Source organism: Paenibacillus sp. FSL H8-0034 (assembly GCF_038000305.1).
In the GTDB taxonomy this organism is placed as follows: Bacteria; Bacillota; Bacilli; order Paenibacillales; family NBRC-103111; genus Paenibacillus_S.
This window is the reverse complement of sequence record NZ_JBBOBS010000001.1, coordinates 6,649,765-6,663,493: the sequence shown is the minus strand read 5'-3', so window position 1 is coordinate 6,663,493 and position 13,729 is coordinate 6,649,765. Positions and strand designations below refer to the sequence as shown.

The 13,729-nt window shown below is 47.3% G+C and carries 15 protein-coding genes; 11 read left to right on the top strand and 4 right to left on the bottom strand.

The features are described 5' to 3' along the window. The first annotated feature begins 58 nt into the window (after nt 1-58). Nucleotides 59-328 carry a hypothetical protein gene (locus NST47_RS29860; RefSeq protein ID WP_341158386.1) on the top strand — a complete coding sequence of 90 codons (270 nt, stop codon included), beginning with the start codon at nt 59-61 and terminating at the stop codon, nt 326-328. A gap of 73 nt (nt 329-401) precedes the next feature. Here NST47_RS29860 and NST47_RS29855 read toward each other — a convergent pair whose 3' ends face one another. Then, nucleotides 402-737, bottom strand: a complete 336-nt coding sequence (locus tag NST47_RS29855) for a hypothetical protein (RefSeq protein ID WP_341158385.1) — start codon at nt 735-737, stop codon at nt 402-404. Between the two features lie 144 nt (nt 738-881). Here NST47_RS29855 and NST47_RS29850 point away from each other — a divergent pair, with 144 nt between their 5' ends. After that, nucleotides 882-2,225, top strand: a complete 1,344-nt coding sequence (locus tag NST47_RS29850; RefSeq protein ID WP_341158384.1) for a DRTGG domain-containing protein — start codon at nt 882-884, stop codon at nt 2,223-2,225. 58 nt (nt 2,226-2,283) lie between these two features. On the opposite strand, the gene NST47_RS29845 is transcribed toward NST47_RS29850, so the two are convergent. Further along, nucleotides 2,284-2,571, bottom strand: a complete 288-nt coding sequence (locus NST47_RS29845) for a YtpI family protein (protein ID WP_076233148.1) — start codon at nt 2,569-2,571, stop codon at nt 2,284-2,286. 219 nt (nt 2,572-2,790) lie between these two features. Between NST47_RS29845 and NST47_RS29840 the strand changes: the two genes are divergently transcribed. After that, nucleotides 2,791-3,060 (top strand): DUF1294 domain-containing protein, encoded by a 270-nt coding sequence (locus tag NST47_RS29840; RefSeq protein ID WP_341158383.1) that lies wholly within the window; start codon nt 2,791-2,793, stop codon nt 3,058-3,060. 28 nt (nt 3,061-3,088) lie between these two features. Further along, entirely contained in the window at nt 3,089-5,050 is a 1,962-nt protein-coding gene (locus NST47_RS29835) for an ATP-dependent DNA helicase (protein ID WP_341158382.1), read from the top strand. 8 nt (nt 5,051-5,058) lie between these two features. Here NST47_RS29835 and NST47_RS29830 read toward each other — a convergent pair whose 3' ends face one another. After that, nucleotides 5,059-5,535: a hypothetical protein gene (locus NST47_RS29830; RefSeq protein WP_341158381.1), complete on the bottom strand. Its 477-nt coding sequence runs from the start codon at nt 5,533-5,535 to the stop codon at nt 5,059-5,061. 178 nt (nt 5,536-5,713) lie between these two features. After that, nucleotides 5,714-6,835: a histidinol-phosphate transaminase gene (gene hisC, locus NST47_RS29825; RefSeq protein ID WP_341158380.1), complete on the bottom strand. Its 1,122-nt coding sequence runs from the start codon at nt 6,833-6,835 to the stop codon at nt 5,714-5,716. A gap of 228 nt (nt 6,836-7,063) precedes the next feature. Between hisC and NST47_RS29820 the strand changes: the two genes are divergently transcribed. The 7 genes from NST47_RS29820 (at nt 7,064) to cyoE (ending at nt 13,701) form a co-directional block, all read left to right on the top strand. Further along, the gene (locus NST47_RS29820) at nt 7,064-7,246 is read left to right on the top strand and encodes a hypothetical protein (RefSeq protein ID WP_341158379.1); all 183 of its coding nucleotides are present in this window, start codon (nt 7,064-7,066) and stop codon (nt 7,244-7,246) included. A 58-nt stretch (nt 7,247-7,304) separates the two neighbouring features. After that, entirely contained in the window at nt 7,305-8,765 is a 1,461-nt protein-coding gene (locus NST47_RS29815) for an aminotransferase class I/II-fold pyridoxal phosphate-dependent enzyme (protein WP_341158378.1), read from the top strand. 171 nt (nt 8,766-8,936) lie between these two features. Continuing rightward, nucleotides 8,937-9,845, top strand: a complete 909-nt coding sequence (gene cyoA, locus NST47_RS29810; protein WP_341158377.1) for a ubiquinol oxidase subunit II — start codon at nt 8,937-8,939, stop codon at nt 9,843-9,845. A gap of 36 nt (nt 9,846-9,881) precedes the next feature. Further along, nucleotides 9,882-11,861: a cbb3-type cytochrome c oxidase subunit I gene (locus NST47_RS29805; protein WP_076233163.1), complete on the top strand. Its 1,980-nt coding sequence runs from the start codon at nt 9,882-9,884 to the stop codon at nt 11,859-11,861. Further along, complete coding sequence (cyoC, locus tag NST47_RS29800; protein WP_341158376.1) at nt 11,861-12,487, top strand: cytochrome o ubiquinol oxidase subunit III; 627 nt, start codon at nt 11,861-11,863, stop codon at nt 12,485-12,487. The genes NST47_RS29805 and cyoC overlap by 1 nt, the downstream gene beginning before the upstream one ends. Beyond that, complete coding sequence (gene cyoD / locus NST47_RS29795; protein ID WP_076233165.1) at nt 12,488-12,814, top strand: cytochrome o ubiquinol oxidase subunit IV; 327 nt, start codon at nt 12,488-12,490, stop codon at nt 12,812-12,814. Continuing rightward, nucleotides 12,811-13,701, top strand: coding sequence for a heme o synthase (gene cyoE, locus NST47_RS29790; RefSeq protein ID WP_341158375.1), 891 nt, complete (start codon nt 12,811-12,813; stop codon nt 13,699-13,701). Before cyoD ends, cyoE begins: the two co-directional genes overlap by 4 nt. The last annotated feature ends 28 nt before the right edge of the window (nt 13,702-13,729 follow it).

The window sequence follows — 13,729 nt, the reverse complement described above, 5'->3', positions numbered from 1 at the left end:
AGACTATAGAGAACAAGCCTTAATTGAATGGAAGCGGAGGGATGCTTGCTTGAAAGGGATGAAATCGGTGATGTATATGGGTCTGGCGCTGGGTATGCTGTTCTATGCCGTCCCCAGACTCGATATCAGGTCGGGCCTCACACTGCCTACGGTTTTTGGAGTGATCTGGGTACTATTCGCGCTGATGATTGTGGCCGCTCATCTTCATGAGCTGATTGGTGTAGATGAGCGGAAGAAGCAGGAGATTGGGCGTGTCAAGCGGATGAAAGGCTGGCAGATGGAGCAAATGTTATCCGGCCGTCGCAAGCTGATGCAATTTAAGAAGTAATGCCAAAGAGCCATACTCCGATCGTGCGGAGTATGGCTCTTTGTGTGCAGGTGGGACGAGCAGTTCAGCAAATTTAAAGGAGTGCGATGGTCAGCAGATTAAACAATACCAATGGCAAAATCACATTGTTATATGCATATTGCTGCTGAGCGGCTGCCAGCGGATTAAAGAAACCGCGTACGTGACCGGGCAGAGGGTTCAAATACAGATGTACATCGTCGATGTGGATGATATAGCCATCAAAGGTTGTACCATGAGTGGTTTGTACACGTACCGGTCGATGCATGTGCTCCTTGCATATACCATGAATATGCTGTTTCAAGTGGTGAAGCTTTTCGACCATAGCGGGGTCCATTTGGTAAACTGCTTCGCCAGATGGATTGGAATTGACAACAGGTTGGTTATACATCGATAAGGCACCTCCAAAATAAGTATACGTTATCCTATGCATGAGCCCAGATATTGGTTCGTGAAGGGCTTTTTTTTATACGGAAGAGCGTTTATAATGAGTCATACAGATTAATACAGAGATTTAGAGATTGGTGGTACAGTTATGGACTATACAGCTCAGGAAACGGCTACCAAGCATGAGCAAATATTAAAGTATATTGAGAACCTGAAGATCGGTTCAAAAATTTCGGTTCGCAAAATTGCCGAGAAGCTTGCAGTCAGCGAAGGCACAGCCTACAGAGCTATCAAAGAAGCAGATAATTTGGGGCTCGTGAGCACCAAGGAGCGGGTTGGCACAGTTCGCGTGGAAAAAAAGCTGCGTGATAATATCGACAAGCTGACTTTTGCCGAGGTTGTTAATATTGTAGACGGTGAGGTACTGGGCGGACTCGGTGGCTTGCACAAAACGTTGTATAAGTTCGTGATCGGCGCAATGCAGCAGGATGCAATGATGCGCTATATTGATCCTGGCAGTCTGCTTATCGTAGGTAACCGCAGTAAAGCTCACATATGTGCGTTGGAGCAAGGGGCCGGTGTGCTGATTACAGGGGGATTCGGTACGGGTGAAGAGGTAAAAAGGCTCGCCAATGAGCTGGAGCTTCCGATTATTTCAAGCAGCTATGACACGTTCACGGTGGCTTCCATGATCAATCGGGCCATTTATGATCGGCTTATCAAGAAGAAGATTTTGCTGATTGAGGACATCGTGCCTCCTTCCATGGAAGTCGTTGTATTGAAGAGCCACCATACGCTCAAGGATTGGCAGCGGCTTAATGAACAGGCAGGACATAGCCGGTTTCCGGTAGTGGATGAATGGAATCGGGTCATAGGGATGATTACATCGAAGGATTTGATTGGCGCAGAGCCGGAGCAAACGATGGATAAGCTGATGACGCGCAATCCGTTGACCGCCGCGCCAAATACTTCCGTAGCAACCGCCGCGCATATGATGGTTTGGGAAGGGATAGACCTGCTCCCGATCATTGATACGAATCGTAAGATTATGGCTGTCATTAGCCGTAAGGACGTATTAAAAGCGATGCAGCACATTCAACGGCAGCCGCAGAATGGGGAAACCTTCGAGGATTTGATCTGGTCTGGCTTTGCAGAGGAACGCAACAAAGAAGGATACCCCATATTTCGTGGGGCCATTACCCCCCAGATGACGAACCAGCTTGGCACCGTATCTGAAGGTGTACTGACCATACTGATGAAGCAGGCTGCTTACCATATTGTGCAGGATATCAAAAAAGGCGATCTCGTTATGGACAACATGTCCTCTTATTTCGTCAAGCCTGTACAAATCGACAGTGAGATCGAGATTCTTCCAAGAATCATTGAGGTGAGTCGTAAATTCGGTAAAATAGATGTCGCCATCTATCATGCGAATACGCAAACACTGGTTGCCAAAGCGATGCTCACTGCACAGTTTATTGATCAGGTCTAGAAGTCCGGTGAAGAACGAGCGCAGCGAGACTTATTCACCGGACTTCTAGATAGCCTTATTATTGACGGGTAAAGTGGGCATGATTGCGCAGTCCTGAGAACAGGTTAAACACACCGAGCAGGAAGCAAATGGTGCCGAATACGCGGCGGATATTGGAATCCGTGAAAAAAAACAGCTGACTGACGGCAATCAGGACGAGCATAATCCCCATCATGATGTTCATTCGTGAGCTATAGATGCCTCGCAGCTTGGGATCGATATGCTTACGGGAGCGGAAGCTGTAGTAGACAGAACAAGCCAAAGTAACGAGAATCAGCGCGAACAAAATGGTCTGAACGGTTTGCATGAATGACGCACATCCTTTATTCTAATCGTTGGTGCTAGAGAGTGAATCTCGCGTTAGTCCGGAAGTCTCTTGGCAATATTACTAATGTAACGATTTTTGAGGGTAAAAGCAACGATATGCTTGTGCTCATCGGTTTCCCTGGAGCTTTGTGGATGGCTGAGAGTGAGTGTAACCTGTTCAATTTATCATCATCGAATTCAGTTAATTATGGAGGCTCAAGTGAATATACTTCTTATCTATTTGATAGTGATGAATATATGGGGCTTTATCAGAATGGGTCAGGACAAGCGGTACGCCAAAAAATCCCGTCAGCGGGTTCCTGAGAAGCAGTTATTCCTGATTGCCTTTCTCGGTGGAGCGATTGGGGGCTGGATAGGGATGCGGGTATGGCATCATAAAACCAAACACAGGTCATTCACGATAGGCATCCCGCTGTTGATTATTTTTAACGCGGCGGTTGTTTATCTGATGATCAGGTTTTTAAAATAGAATTCGATTTTATGGAGGCACAATAATAGTGGAGCGTTACCCTTTTAACTATGATCCAAGACAATCCTTTACCCAGCAGGCTGGCGATTGGATTGCTGATGTATTTTATGATATCCTGCCGGAATCCGGCTTCGAGGTTCGTGATGAACAGATTTATATGGCTTTTCAGCTGGAAAGAGCGTTTGCTGAAAAACAGACCATATTTGCCGAGGCCGGGGTGGGAACAGGAAAGACGCTAGTGTATCTGCTGTACACGATTTGTTATGCGCGTTATATGCGCAAGCCGGCCATCATTGCCTGTGCCGATGAGTCATTAATCGAGCAGCTCGTTAAGCCGGAGGGGGATATTGCGAAGCTGGCTCAGCATCTGGGCCTGGCGATCGATGCCCGACTGGGCAAATCACCGGATAAATATGTATGCCTGGTGAAGCTGGAGGAGGCACGTATGAGGGCGGCGGATGCCGATCTGTTTCAGGATCTGTATGAGAGCCTGCCTGAATTTGTCCACAGCTACAAGCCGATGCAGTCGTTTCATGCCTATGGAGATCGTAAGCATTATCCGCATATGAATGATGAGCAATGGGAACAAATCAACTGGGATACGTTCCAGGATTGTTTTACCTGTGAGAAGCGGCATCGCTGCGGCCAGACGCTGTCAAGGGATCATTACCGCAAGTCGGGTGATCTGATTATTTGCTCGCATGATTTTTATATGGAGCATATCTGGACATACGAAGGACGCAAACGGGAAGGCCAACTGCCGCTGCTGCCAGATCATTGTGCGGTTGTATTTGATGAAGGGCATCTATTGGAATCTGCCGGACAGAAGGCCTTGACCTTTAAATTAAAGCATGTCGTATTTGAAGCGCTGATTGTGCGCCTATTGGAGGGTGAAGTGCGCGAGACACTGGCTGTACTCATTGATGAAGCGATTGTCCAAAGTGAAACGCTGTTTGATGTGCTGGGACGTCAGAGCAAGGCGATACCGGGTACGGATCGGAAGCAGGTTATGTTGAATGACAAGCTGATTCGAGAGGTGCAGCGCTTCCGTAGTGTCCTCACCGCGATTGAGGAGGAGCTGGTGTTCGAGAGCGAGCTGTATACGTTGAATGACTACCAGCTGCGTATTGTGGAGGAGCATCTGGAAATGATGCAAAAGGCACTGATTTTATTTGAGCAATCCGACAGCTTAATTTGTTGGGTAACGGAAAGTGAGGATGGGCTTACTTTGGCGATCATGCCGAGAACCGTGAAGGAAGTGCTGCGGGAGCAGGTATTCAACGCGTCCAGTATGCCGATCGTGTTTTCATCAGCGACTTTATCTGTTGAGGGCTCCTTTGAATATGTGGCTGATAGTCTTGGAATTGAGCAGTACACGTCCTTTTCCGTGGCTTCTCCTTATGATTATGCAGAGCAAATGGAAGTGATCATGCCGAAGTGGTTGGAGGGAGGAAGCTTTACAGAGAAGATGCGGGCGGCATCGAGCCTGCTGGAGCGGACGCAAGGAAGAGCGCTGCTGTTGTTTCCAACTAAAGACGATTTACAGCAGTTCAAAAGAGAGATTGGACATTATCCGGCCTGTACCGATTTGCGTCTTCTGTTCGAGGGTGATCAGGAAATCAGCCATCTGATTTCAGAATTTCAGCGTGATGAGCAGAGTGTATTATGTGCGGTCACACTGTGGGAAGGGCTTGATGTACCAGGCCCATCACTCTCCAATGTGATCATCTGGTCGCTGCCGTTTCCTCCGCAGGACCCTGTTTTTATGGCGAAACGCAAAGCAGCCCTGAATCCTTTTGAAGAGGTGGATCTGCCCTATATGCTGCTGCGCCTGAGACAAGGAATCGGACGGTTAATACGTACCCGCGGCGACAGCGGCATTATAGCTATACTCTGTGAGGACAGCAAGGAACAGAGCTTGATACGGGGTCATATTGAGGCGATCCTGCCTGCCGGGGTTCAGATCAAGAATTCATATGAGCTTGTTTGAAATCAGGCTCAGGTAGCTTTAGCAAATCCTTCTTCAAGACAGTATTGCGCTGCTTCCTCGTAGGTTTCAAACGCGGATTCCAGATTGACTCCAGCATACACATACCATAGTTCATCTTCAAAGGTTACCACAAGGGACTGATTATCAGGACCTTCCCAACGCTCCTTTTGCGTGCTTTCAGTGCGCGGGGGCGTTTTTGGGGTTGAAGTACCCGTCAAGGAGAGGATCGATTCGGCAACAAGGGCACGAAGCACATCTGCCTCATAGTCACGAATATTGACAAATCCTTTGTCATCGGTGGAATAGCCTCGCAGCCGGCCCGCATAAATGAATCCGTTTCCGTTCGGATGCAGGTGATAAGCTACGTTCTTTTTATCATAGGCGCTTTGCTCATAGCTGAAATTAACGCGGCCTAGTGATACATCGCTGCGTGTAAGCTCAGGGAAAGACTCCATAATCGCAATTTTTTGTTCAAAGGTAAGCATAAATATCCTCCATTTATCATTTTATCGTGCTAGTGATTATAACACACACTTCAGGCCGTACCAAGCTCATAATAAGGAATAGAAAACAAAGCATCCCTGCGATAGGGATGCTTTGTTTGGTTGGGAGGGGGTAGACACCCAACTGGTGATGACACGAGCTGCTTGTGCGCTGTAGAACCTACATTCGTAAGTGTAAGAAATGTAAGATTTCATTTAATTCATGTATAAAGGCTGAATTTTCTACGTCCTTTCCCACCGATACCCGAATATGGCCTGGAAGATTCCATATCCCCCCGAAACGAACAATAATACCTTTACTTAACAATTGCTCATAAATAAATTTGGCATGCGTGCCCAGATTAACCAACACAAAGTTGCTCATGCTTTCAACAAACGGTAGCTGGAGTTCCCGAAATGAACGGTAGAGCTGCTTTTTGCCTTCTGAATTCACTTGTAAAGACAGGTGTAAGTGCTCAGTATCGTGAAGAGCAGCCGAAGCCGCGGCTTGAGCTAATGCATTGACATTAAAAGGTTCCTTCACCTTAAGAATCTGCTGGATAATGGACTCTGGAGCCGCCCCATAACCGACTCGTAATCCAGCCAAACCATATATTTTTGAAAAAGTCTGAAGTACGACAATCGGATATCCGGCGCGGACAAATTCCAGCCCGTTTGTGTAGTCGGCAGCTGTAGCGTATTGACTGTAAGCCGCATCAAACAGCACCAGGATATGTTTAGGCAGCACGTCCAGCAAATGATGCAAGACTGATTGTGATAGATAGGTGCCGGTCGGGTTGTTAGGCGAACAAATGCAGAGCAGTTTGGTTCGATCGGTAACCGCGTTTACGATGGCATCAATATCGAAGGCATACGACTCCCCGAGCGGAACATTAACGACGTTTGCTCCCATCAGAAGTGCCCCGAATTCATATTCGCTGAATGATGGAGCAGGGACAATGATTTCATCGCCAGGCTCCAGAAAAGCCTCGGAAACAAGCGTTATTAACTCATCGCCTCCATTACTGATAATCATTTGCTGCGGTTTCATGTTGAGTTTCTCGGCAATAGCTTGCCGTAAGCTCGTTGTGCTTGAATCTGGATAGCGATGAATGTCCGGTAAAGAACACATAATGGCCTCCAAAGCTTTGGGAGAAGGTCCCAACGGATTTTCGTTTGAAGCTAGTTTGATGATCCTGGATATCCCCAGCTCGCTCTGAAGCTCCCAAATAGGCTTTCCTGGTGTATAGGGACTAATGTTTTGTATGGCCTTCCTCGCTTGGACTTCATTGTTTCCAGACATAATAAATCTCCTTTTCATATCAATTTCAGGCGGTGACTGCTCGTTTTAATGTAAAACTTCCTCTATGTAAAGTAACCATCCAATCGGTTTTATTTCTCCCGATCCAGTTTATAGGTTCATTTTGTGTTGTCTAATGGCTGGCACGTAAAGAAAAGAAATGGATGGTTACGTTTCTACTCCGATCCATTACGATCGGTTTGTACAAGCGGTTATCATAGAAGCTTGATTATGCAGGGAGTTGAATCAGATGAGCATACTGAACGTTTACACAACATTCGTGAGGTTATTGCCGCGGGGGCGTGTGCTGTAGGCATGGACGGACATTTGGTAAATAAACAGTGGATTGAGGCCGGGAATTATGCCGCAATGACGAAACTGGCGAGTGAATGTGTCAGTTTGGTTAAAGAATAGACTGGTTTGGATGAGCTCTGAATACGAAGAGGATGTTTAATTGAAAGGAAAGATCAACATGAATCATCAGAAGACGCCTTTGTTTACAGCATTGGTAGAGCACGCCGCAAGCGATCCACTACCGTTTCACATCCCGGGTCATAAAAAAGGGAAAGGGATGGACCCTGAATTCAGAGCTTTTATGGGGGATAATGCTTTATCGATTGATCTTATTAATATTATGCCGCTCGATGATCTTCATCAGCCGACAGGCGTGATTCGTGAAGCGGAACGTCTCGCGGCAGATGCTTTCGGTGCGGATTATACACTGTTTTCCGTACAAGGTACTACCGGAGCTATCATGACGATGATTATGTCGGTTTGTTCACCGGGCGATAAAATTATCATTCCCCGAAATTCACATAAGTCCATTTTATCCGCTGTTATTTTTGCAGGAGCAATCCCGGTATGGGTATATCCGGAAAGGGATAAGAAGCTTGGCATCGAGCATGGAGTCGTGAAGGAATCGATCCTGCAGGCGCTAAAGCTCAACCCGGATGTGAAAGCAGTACTCGTCATCAACCCGACATATTATGGAACAACCATCGATTTATCCCAGATGGTCGAACTCGTGCACAGTCACGGCATCCCGGTTCTTGTTGATGAAGCACACGGCACACTCATCCACTTTCACGAAAAGCTGCCGATTTCAGCTATGCAAGCGGGTGCGGATATGGCGGCAACAAGTGTGCATAAGCTCGGCGGTTCGCTGACCCAGAGCTCGATATTAAATGTGAAGGGCAATCGGGTAAGCATAGAGAGAATACGTACGATAATGAGCATGCTGACGACGACCTCGACCTCCTACTTGCTGCTGGCTTCCCTTGATGCTGCCCGTAGACAATTGGCTGTGAATGGACAAGGATTGGCTCAGAAGGCGATAGATTTAGCCCATTATGGCCGCAGCCGGATTAATGAAATTCCCGGATTGTACTGTTATGGAGATGATATCCTTCGTACTGACGGCGTGTTTCATTACGATTCTACAAAGCTTTGTATTCATCTTGGTCAACTAGGCATAACCGGATATGAAGCCGAGCAGTGGCTGAGGGAGAAGCACAGGATAGAGGTCGAATTGAGCGATCTGACGAACATTTTGTGCCTCATTACGATGGGAGATACAGAGCGGGAAGTGAATCGCTTGCTGCAAGCATTGCGGCAGATGTCAGCGGTATTCCATCGTACTGCAGCGGTCCACTGCATCGAAGCTGTTGATGTTCCTGCTGCCTCGAGCTTTGAATTATCGCCAAGAGAGGCTTTCTATGCACGTACAGAAAAAGTGTGTTTTCAGCAATCATGTGATCGAATTATCGCTGAATTCATTTATGTTTACCCTCCCGGGATTCCAATTTTAATGCCGGGTCAGATGATAACTCAGGAAATTATTGACTATATCATGAGGCATTTGGATGCAGGCCTTCCGGTTAAAGGTCCGGAGGATTCAAGTATACAAGCAGTTAAGGTCGTTACCATCCCATAACAAGGGTCCTTATGAAAGGTTTCTTTATGGACAAAGCATGTCTTCTTTGTTTCATTTTCTTGAACATGGTCGGTTGGATCTCTTGGCAAGCGGCTGGTGACATACCCAGTGTTCTCTTATAAAGTGAAACGTAATTCAAGTACGAAGGTTAGTTGATAGGAGCTGAGAAATATGAAATTACCCCATGTGCTTCGATGGATGACGTCGTTTTACTTGCTGATGCTTGTATTATTGACGACTACCGGATGCGCAGACAACATTATCGTGTTAGACCCCAAAGGACCGATTGCGGAGCAGCAAAGGGATTTAATGGTCATTTCAACCGTATTGTGTTGTTTGGTTATTGTGCCTGTTCTGTTTCTTACGGCATTCATTGTTTGGCGGTACCGTGACAGAAAAGGCAGCACAGCCAAATATACGCCAAATTGGGAGCACAGTACCCGGCTGGAGGTGGTCTGGTGGGGCATTCCGATTGTGATTATAGGCGTGCTGGCGGTAATTACCGTGCAGGCTACCTATGCGCTGGAGCCTTCCCAGCCACTGGCATCGGATGAAAAGCCGATAACCATTCAGGTGACCTCACTGGATTGGAAATGGCTGTTCCAATATCCCGAGCAGGGAATCGCGACAGTAAATGAAGTGAAATTCCCGAAGGGTGTGCCTGTCCGATTCGAGATCACAGCCGACTCTCCAATGAATTCCTTTTGGATTCCGCAGCTTGGCGGTCAAATGTACGCAATGTCCGGTATGGCTATGACCCTATATTTACAAGCCTATGAGCAGGGGCATTATTGGGGATCTGGCGCCAATTTCACCGGAAAAGATTTTGCAAAGATGTATTTCAATGTGGAATCGACAACCCGGGCGGATTTTGAACAGTGGGTGAAAGGTGTTAAAGCGACCTCACCTGAGCTTACTCTGGACGGTTACCAACAGTTAGCCAAACCGGCTGCATCGGATGTGAGGACATTTTCCTCTTTTCCAGAAGGCCTGTTTGAGATGACGGTCACGAAGTATGCTTCATCGCACAATCACGGCTTGTCATGGAAAGATATTCAAAGGATTCAGGTCAAAGAGTAACAGGCCCGGAATCGAAAAGTAAGGAGAGAGTTGCCCATGTGGGAGAAAATAAAAAGCTTTGCTGCGGATTTCTTTGTTACGGGGGATCCGTTAATTTACGGGGCGGATGTCAGTATTGTTATTACTATTATAACGGTGTTATTCGTACTAACGTTTTTCAAAAAATGGGGTTGGTTGTGGCGTGAATGGTTAACAACCGTCGATCATAAAAAAATCGGTATTATGTATATCATCTGTGCTTTTCTTATGCTGTTTCGTGGGGGCGTGGATGCGCTCCTGATGCGGACGCAGCTGGCTGTGCCGGAGTTTGGTTTTCTGGCACCGGATCACTACAATCAAATATTCACGACCCATGGCGTCATTATGATTTTGTTTATGGCGATGCCCTTTATGTTTGGCTTGTTTAATGTGATGGTTCCTTTACAAATCGGGGCGAGAGATGTGGCTTTTCCGTTCCTTAACTCGTTAAGCTTCTGGCTGTTTTTCTCGGGTGCAATGCTTTTCAATATGTCCTTTGTAATCGGAGGTTCACCGGATGCGGGCTGGCTTGCTTATCCGCCTTATTCGGGGCTTATGCATAACCCGGGTGTCGGACAGGATTTCTATATTTGGGGAATCCAGATATCGGGGATTGGCAGCTTGATGACCGGGATCAACTTCATCGTCACGATTCTGAAAATGCGTGCTCCCGGCATGAAGCTGATGAAAATGCCAATGTTCCCATGGTCCGTATTATCGAGCTGTATCGCGATTATTTTTTCTTTTCCGATTTTGACGGCAACATTGGCACTGCTGTTTCTGGACCGTTATGCGGGTGCGCATTTTTTCACATTGGACGGTGGCGGCAACCCTATGATGTACATTAATCTGATCTGGATGTGGGGACATCCTGAAGTGTATATTATCGTGCTCCCTGCCTTCGGCATTTTTTCGGAGATCGTATCGACCTTTGCCAAGAAAAAGCTGTTCGGTTATAAATCGATGGTATATGCCATGATGATTATTAGCATTCTGTCGTTTCTTGTATGGGCGCATCATTTCTTTACGATGGGTTCGGGCGCAGATGTCAATGCCTTCTTTGCTCTGACGACGATGCTGATCGCGATTCCCACAGGTGCCAAAGTATTCAATTGGCTGTTTACGATGTTTCGAGGCAAGATTACGTTCGAAACACCGATGCTTTGGACGATCGGATTTATTCCTTGCTTTGTCACGGGCGGGCTTACAGGGGTGCTATTGTCGGTAGCCCCGGCGGATTTTCAGTTTCACAACAGCTATTTTCTGGTAGCCCATTTTCATCATGTCATTATTGGCGGTGTGGTGTTCGGTTACTTTGCCGGTCTGTATTATTGGTGGCCCAAATTATTCGGCTTCAAGCTGAATGAACGGATTGGCAAATGGGCGTTCTGGTTCTGGAATATCGGCTTTTACCTGTGTTTTATGCCGCAATATGTGCTCGGTCTGATGGGTATGACCAGGCGGGTCGTTACCTACGGATGGGATAAGGGCTGGTGGGAAATGAATATGGTTTCCACTATTGGTGCTGGCTTGATGGGAATCGCATTCCTGTTTCAGGTATGGCAAATTGCCCATGGCGTCAAACACCGTGCAGCCAACCTCGACACAACGGGAGATCCATGGAACGGGCGCACACTCGAATGGTCCATCCCTTCTCCAGCGCCACATTATAACTTTGCGGTACTCCCGCAAGTCTCCGCGCAGGATGAGTGGTGGGAAGAAAAGCTGCGCAGGGAAAGCGGACAGCCATCGCCTAAACCTGCAAAGCTGGAACCCATTCATATGCCTAAAAATTCCGCGATCCCGATTATTATGGCAGCCTTTTGGTTTATGACCGGTTTTGGCTTCGTATTTCATTGGCTTTGGTTCACAATACCAGGATTAGCGGGGGTAGCGATTTGTATGATTGTCCATTCGTTTAATTATGATACCGATTATTATGTCCCGGTGGATGAAATCGAACGCACGGAAGCTGCAATAAGGAAGGTGACAAGCTAATGGATGCATCCAATTTGTCAGGGCATGCTTTTCAACCCGAGTCACATGCAGAGCATCACATTCATCATGATCTGGAGGAGATGCGTACATTCGGATTCTGGATCTACCTGATGACTGATGTTATGATATTCGGCACTTTTTTTGCCACCTATATCGTTCTTCGCGGCAATACCAACGGGGGGCCAGGACCGGCTGAGTTGTTCGAGCTGGGCGGGGTGATCGTCAGTACGTTCATCTTACTTGCGAGCAGCTACACATGCGGATTGGCCTTATTAGCGATGCATAAAGGGAAACGACAAGCCTTGATCGGCTGGCTTGGTGTTACGGCAGCTTTAGGCGCAGTCTTCATCGGGCTGGAGGTCAGCGAATTTATTCATCTGGTCAATGAAGGCGCGACAATGGGCACAAGCGCTTTTTTATCTGCTTTTTATACACTGGTAGGTACCCATGGCCTGCACGTATTGATCGGACTGGTCTGGATGATCGGACTGATGATTCAGCTATCGAGGCAGGGAATCACGCCAGTAACGAAGCGAAAAGTCAATGTGATCAGCTTGTTCTGGCACTTTCTTGACGTGGTATGGATTTTTGTATTCACAGTTGTTTATTTAATGGGGGTGAGCTGAATGGCCCAGGTTGAAATGGCTCATTCGCAGGATGAATCACACGGTTCGTTCAAATCGTATACGCTCGGATTCCTTTGTTCTCTTATTCTGACGGTAATTCCGATTGTCATTGTGATGAATGGCTGGCTGGAGGGGACGATGAACGCGGTTGTGCTGATGACGGCGGCCGTGCTGCAATTGTGCGTACAGCTGATTTTTTTCATGCATCTGCGTGATGAGAAGAAACCGCGTTATAACCTGATCTCCCTGATTCTCGGACTGGTCATTCTTTTGGTGATCGTGGCGGGATCGATGTGGATCATGTTGTACAATATGGTGGCTTTATGAGTAGAACAAGTGAAGCTGCAGGTACATTCAAAGACTGGATTCAATTGACCAAGCCCCGCATTCTTCAACTGAATCTGTTTGCCGCCTTTGGAGGGTATTGGCTGGCTTCCAAATGGTCGTTGGAGTGGAGCCTATTGATATGGACGTTGCTTGGAACCGTCTTAACGATGGCGTCCTCGTGCGTGTTCAATAATATTTATGATTATAAGCTGGACAGGAAGATGAAGCGAACCCAAGAGCGGCCGCTTGCAACCGGTCGACTGAAAATAAGAGGCGTACTGTTGTACGCCTTAACGCTTGGCATAACAGGTGAAGTGATCCTGTTCTGGAAAGTGAGCGCGCTGTGCGGCTGGCTCGGCTTGGCCGGGATGTTCGTCTACATTGTCATTTACACGATGTGGCTGAAGCGCAGCTCGACCTGGAGCACATCCATCGGCGGTATGTCCGGTGCAATGCCGCCAGTGATCGGTTATTGTGCAAGTACAAATGAGATTGACGCAGGGGCTGTTCTCTTGTTTGCCTTATTGTTTTTGTGGCAGCCTGCCCACTTCTGGTCGCTCGCCATTCGGCGTGTGGAGGAATATAGAGCGGCAGGTTATCCACTGCTGCCTGTTCGCAAAGGAATACGACGTACCCAAATACAAATGATCCCATACGTAGCGCTGCTGCTGCCGACAGTCCTCCTGCTGTATATGTATGATTATTCCGGGAGCCTCTTTCTGATTGTATCCTTACTTGCGGGTATCGTCTGGTTCTGGCATACGCTGCGTGGAAGAACAGCAATGAATATGGACCGATGGGCCAAAACCAATTTCCTGATATCGGTGAATTATTTGATGGTGGTGTTTGTCATGATGATAGTGGATACAACAGGCCGTCCTTTTTAACATAAACAGGGAGGGAATTTCAAATTGA

What these genes read in the sequence shown, in the direction of transcription:
- NST47_RS29860 (WP_341158386.1), top strand. Translation starts at nt 59, where the DNA reads ATGAAATCGGTGATGTATATGGGTCTGGCGCTGGGTATGCTGTTCTAT.
- NST47_RS29855 (WP_341158385.1), bottom strand. Translation starts at nt 737, where the DNA reads ATGTATAACCAACCTGTTGTCAATTCCAATCCATCTGGCGAAGCAGTT.
- NST47_RS29850 (WP_341158384.1), top strand. Translation starts at nt 882, where the DNA reads ATGGACTATACAGCTCAGGAAACGGCTACCAAGCATGAGCAAATATTA.
- NST47_RS29845 (WP_076233148.1), bottom strand. Translation starts at nt 2,571, where the DNA reads ATGCAAACCGTTCAGACCATTTTGTTCGCGCTGATTCTCGTTACTTTG.
- NST47_RS29830 (WP_341158381.1), bottom strand. Translation starts at nt 5,535, where the DNA reads ATGCTTACCTTTGAACAAAAAATTGCGATTATGGAGTCTTTCCCTGAG.
- hisC (WP_341158380.1), bottom strand. Translation starts at nt 6,835, where the DNA reads ATGTCTGGAAACAATGAAGTCCAAGCGAGGAAGGCCATACAAAACATT.
- NST47_RS29820 (WP_341158379.1), top strand. Translation starts at nt 7,064, where the DNA reads ATGCAGGGAGTTGAATCAGATGAGCATACTGAACGTTTACACAACATT.
- NST47_RS29815 (WP_341158378.1), top strand. Translation starts at nt 7,305, where the DNA reads ATGAATCATCAGAAGACGCCTTTGTTTACAGCATTGGTAGAGCACGCC.
- cyoA (WP_341158377.1), top strand. Translation starts at nt 8,937, where the DNA reads ATGAAATTACCCCATGTGCTTCGATGGATGACGTCGTTTTACTTGCTG.
- NST47_RS29805 (WP_076233163.1), top strand. Translation starts at nt 9,882, where the DNA reads ATGTGGGAGAAAATAAAAAGCTTTGCTGCGGATTTCTTTGTTACGGGG.
- cyoC (WP_341158376.1), top strand. Translation starts at nt 11,861, where the DNA reads ATGGATGCATCCAATTTGTCAGGGCATGCTTTTCAACCCGAGTCACAT.
- cyoD (WP_076233165.1), top strand. Translation starts at nt 12,488, where the DNA reads ATGGCCCAGGTTGAAATGGCTCATTCGCAGGATGAATCACACGGTTCG.
- cyoE (WP_341158375.1), top strand. Translation starts at nt 12,811, where the DNA reads ATGAGTAGAACAAGTGAAGCTGCAGGTACATTCAAAGACTGGATTCAA.